Here is a 4,270-nt window from a genome sequence, read left to right on the forward strand (position 1 = left end):
ACGAATAACTGAAGAAGACGTTGATGGACCACTTCTTAAATTTACATTTTTTCCAAGGATATAAGCAATCCCCTTCGTTTGTGGTGTTGGCTGCGGGTTTGGAGGTTGTGGATTTGGAGGATTCGGATTTGGAGCTACTCCAAAAATAGCTGCTATTCCATTTGCATACGCTTGACTTAGATCTTCAATAAATTGTGGATTTTTCAATAAATTAGCATCAAATGTAGTATCAATAAAGGCAGTCTCTGTTAATATTGCATCCATTGCAGTCTCTCTTAGTACCGCATAATTTGCTTTTTTGGCTCCTCGGTCACGAAGGCCGTATTTTGTTAATACAGGATTGACTGCTGCATGCATTTTTTGTTGCTTTTCATATGCGGAACTACTATTAGATAGCGCGTTGTAAATATAACTTTCAAATCCAGTTCCACCGCCACTATTAATGTGAAATGAGATAAAATAATCTGCACCAAATGAATTAGCAATATTAGCACGTTCTGATAAAGAGATAAACACATCACTATCACGTGTCATTTTAATATTGATTGGGTAATTTGCAGATAAAATATCTCGCACACGTCTAGCAATTTGAAGTGTTAACTCTTTTTCCACTAACCCATTACCAACAGCACCAGAATCATACCCACCATGCCCTGCGTCTATAACAAGTTTCATATATCTTTTTCGTTCCTTTCTTTATTGTAATAAGCTTTCATTTCTACTCGTCCTATTTTATGTTAATTGTACAAGTTCCGTTACAAGTACAAATAAAAAAACCCCTTATGCAAGGGGGTTTCTATCACTTTTTTTTAACCAATTTAAAATGAATATGTATGATTGATAGTGGATGTAACGTACGCAAAATAAAAGACACAAAAGGAACATCCCAACACCGCTATATAGCAAACCAAACTTCAAAAAGATGTTCAAAAGAGACGGGAAATGAGATGCGTTTTGTAATACAAATAACATGCAAAACAAAATTACAAACACAGGTATATATTGTAATTCATATGGCCTTCTCTTCTTATACATTTTTTTTTGAATGAAAATTTGGCATAACTCTGCTACAATAAAGCAACTTCCAACTAATGCAAGACCAGCAGTCATTGTCATACGTTCACCTACCCCATATTCATTTCATCAAGTAATCAATATTCACTATATTTTCTTTACATATATTCCATTTTCCTCAATAAAACCAAATCCCTCTATGAAAGATTTAGCTTGTTCCGTAAATACCTCATGCAATACTTTTATTTCTTTCACATTTCTCTGTTTCATCATTTCTTCAAATGTAAAATACGTATTTGTCCCGTATCCATAACCTTGATAATCAAAATGAATAATTAACTGTGACAAAATAGCACTCTCTTCTTGAACGCTATAATCTATTACACCAATATATGTATCATCAACCTTTACACAATGCTGAACCTTTTTCTCATCTAAGCTGTGTGAGTGAAACATTTCTTTTACAACGCTTTCATTTTCTGTATTTACTTTCTCAAACGTAATCATATGTTGTCCATCCTTTTACTATTATTGTATCAATAATAAATGCAATTTATGAAAAAAACCTTAAGATCGAATGCGACCTTAAGGTTTTTTATTAAACTAAGCTATACGCACGCTTTGTTTCTTCGTGGAACTTATTCGTATCGTATTTATGCTCAACATAAATTTGATGCCATACCATAAACGCAAGTACAGTCCAAATTTTACGGCTATAATCGCCTTTATCTGCACAATGTGCTTCCAGTAAGTTTAATACATACTGTTTTTCGATTAAATGCTCAGTTTTGCTTTCTTTAATAATATTTACAGCCCAATCGTGCATTTCATCTTTTAACCAGTGACGAATTGGTACTGGGAATCCAAGCTTTTTACGATCTAACACGTGATCCGGAACAATTCCACGGGCAGCTTCACGTAATATAGCTTTCGTTGTTCCGTTTGCAATTTTAAATTCTGTCGGAATTTTAGATGCAACGTCAAATACTTCTTTATCTAAGAACGGTACACGAAGTTCTAATGAATTTGCCATCGTCATTTTATCAGCTTTTAATAAAATATCGCCGCGTAACCATGTGAACATATCAATGTACTGCATTTTACTTACATCATCATAATCTTTAATTTCGTTATACAATGGTTTCGTGATATCCATATAGTTAACACTTTCATCGTAATACTTCATTAATTCAGCTTTCTCTTCTTCACGGAAGATTTTCGCATTTCCATAGTAACGCTCTTCGATTGGCGTACATCCACGCTCTAAGAAGCTTTTTCCTTTAAACCCTTCTTTAAGAGCACCACTTAATGCCTTTAGAACACTCTTTCCTGGGCTAGGAATGTAAGAGAACATTTTTAAAGAGTTTGGCTCACGATAAATGTTATATCCACCAAATAGCTCGTCTGCACCTTCACCAGAAAGAACAACCGTTACATGTTTACGCGCTTCTTTCGCAACGAAATACAATGGTACAGCTGCTGGATCCGCTAAAGGATCATCCATATGCCAAATAATTTTTGGGAACTCATCCATAAATTCTTGCGCTGTAATGAATACGTTATGGTTTTTAACTCCTAATTTCTCAGCAGTTTCTTTCGCAACATCAACTTCACTGAAACCGCGTTGTTCGAAACCAATAGAGAATGTTAATAGATTTGGATTCATTTCTCTTGCGATAGAAGCAATAATAGATGAATCGATACCACCAGATAAGAAAGAACCTACTGGTACATCACTACGCATATGTACTTTTACAGAATCGTATAATACATCACGAATTGCTTGGATATGCTCCTCTTTCGTTGCGCTTGAAGCGTTGAAATAAGGATTCCAGTAGCGATGGATTTCCATCTCTTTACCGATTTCTTTTACGAAGTAATGACCAGGCTCAATTTTGTTAACATCAATTGTTAATGTTTCTGGCTCTGGACCATATTGGTACGTAAAGTAGTGTTGTAGTGACTTTGGGTTTACCCCTTTGTCTTCCATTACATGCATAATACTTTTCTTCTCAGATGCGAAGAATGTAGTATCACCTTGTTGTGCGATGTATAAAGGCTTAATACCGAAGTGGTCACGTGCACCGAAAAGTTTCTTTTCTTCACGATCCCAAATCATAAATGCGAACATACCACGAAGGTAGTCTACACATTTTTCTTTCATATGTGCATACAATGCAATAATAACTTCTGTATCAGATTGTGTAGCAAAAGTTGCACCTTTTTCAAGTAACATTTCACGTAGTTCTACATAATTGTAAATTTCACCATTAAAAATAATTACATATCGATCATTTTCATAAGTTAGCGGCTGATGTCCTGCCTCTAAGTCAATGATACTTAAACGGCGGAAGCCAAATTGTACATGTTCATCACGAAAATATCCTTCGTCATCTGGACCGCGGTGGAAAATCATCGTGTTCATATTTTCAAATTGATGTTTTTCTGTTTCTGAAAACCCTCTAGGGTTTTCACATAAACATCCTACAAAACCACACATACTTCTTACCCTCTTTCAGTTTTCATTCTGTCTCAATACTACTATATCAACCCTATTTATACTAGCATAACCAACTGAATATGGCGACCAAAAACTATAAAAAAACTCACTCCATTTCACATTTTTAACATTTTTTTATGAAAACATGAAAACTAGGCACTCACCTTTCTCCGCTTTTGTCATATGATATTGCAAATTGATTTCTAGGAGGTAATACCATGAGTGAAGAAAAAAAAGATTCTTCTCGCCCACCGGTTCGTAATTATTTAAAGCAAATTGATGATTTTTTCGAACAAACACCTCTTCGTGGCGTAATTGCTGATTTAAATCATTTTTTCCAAAAAGGAAACCGTTTATTAACATTCCCAGTAGATTTATACGAAGTTGATGACGAACTCGTCGTTACAGCCGAACTACCAGGTATACAAAAAGAACAAATTCAAATTGAAATACAAAGCGAATACTTAAAAGTCTCTGTAAAAGAAGATATACTTGAAGAGACAGAAGAAGAATCTTCTCACAATTATTATCGCCGAGAACGTTCCATTTCAGAAGCGTCAAGAATTATTAAGTTACCATATTTAATTAATAAAAAAACAGCGAAAGCTTCTTATCAAAACGGTGTGTTAGAAATTCGCGCACCGAAACTACCACAACAGCATGACATATTATCCATAGACTAAAAGACAAAAAAGAAGGGTGCTAAGCACCCTTCTTTTTAATCAGCTAATCGCTTCATATCACGTATAATATCTT

Annotated in this window: 5 protein-coding genes; 1 reads left to right on the forward strand and 4 read right to left on the reverse strand. The window is 34.8% G+C overall.

What is annotated here, in order from left to right; translation table 11 throughout:
• From V7038_RS24525 to asnB, 4 genes are all read right to left on the reverse strand, one after another.
• A partial coding sequence (locus V7038_RS24525; protein WP_335695772.1) for an N-acetylmuramoyl-L-alanine amidase family protein occupies positions 1 to 675 on the reverse strand: 675 nt, incomplete at its 3' end.
• 105 nt (positions 676 to 780) lie between these two features.
• Positions 781 to 1,116 carry a hypothetical protein gene (locus V7038_RS24530; protein WP_002202143.1) on the reverse strand — a complete coding sequence of 112 codons (336 nt, stop codon included), beginning with the start codon at positions 1,114 to 1,116 and terminating at the stop codon, positions 781 to 783.
• Positions 1,117 to 1,161: 45 nt separating this feature from the next.
• Positions 1,162 to 1,521, reverse strand: coding sequence for a GNAT family N-acetyltransferase (locus tag V7038_RS24535; protein WP_335695773.1), 360 nt, complete (start codon positions 1,519 to 1,521; stop codon positions 1,162 to 1,164).
• Positions 1,522 to 1,612: 91 nt separating this feature from the next.
• Positions 1,613 to 3,514, reverse strand: a complete 1,902-nt coding sequence (gene asnB, locus V7038_RS24540; protein WP_002148240.1) for an asparagine synthase (glutamine-hydrolyzing) — start codon at positions 3,512 to 3,514, stop codon at positions 1,613 to 1,615.
• A 218-nt stretch (positions 3,515 to 3,732) separates the two neighbouring features.
• On the opposite strand from asnB, the gene V7038_RS24545 reads away from it, so the two are divergent.
• Positions 3,733 to 4,197 carry an Hsp20/alpha crystallin family protein gene (locus V7038_RS24545; protein ID WP_002202145.1) on the forward strand — a complete coding sequence of 155 codons (465 nt, stop codon included), beginning with the start codon at positions 3,733 to 3,735 and terminating at the stop codon, positions 4,195 to 4,197.
• The last annotated feature ends 73 nt before the right edge of the window (positions 4,198 to 4,270 follow it).

This window comes from Bacillus sp. JJ783 (genome assembly GCF_036963225.1).
Lineage (GTDB): Bacteria > Bacillota > Bacilli > Bacillales > Bacillaceae_G > Bacillus_A > Bacillus_A cereus_U.

Excerpts from the sequence above, each read along its gene's own strand:
- V7038_RS24530 (WP_002202143.1), bottom strand. The coding sequence starts at position 1,116 with ATGACAATGACTGCTGGTCTTGCATTAGTTGGAAGTTGCTTTATTGTA.
- V7038_RS24535 (WP_335695773.1), bottom strand. The coding sequence starts at position 1,521 with ATGATTACGTTTGAGAAAGTAAATACAGAAAATGAAAGCGTTGTAAAA.
- asnB (WP_002148240.1), bottom strand. The coding sequence starts at position 3,514 with ATGTGTGGTTTTGTAGGATGTTTATGTGAAAACCCTAGAGGGTTTTCA.
- V7038_RS24545 (WP_002202145.1), top strand. The coding sequence starts at position 3,733 with ATGAGTGAAGAAAAAAAAGATTCTTCTCGCCCACCGGTTCGTAATTAT.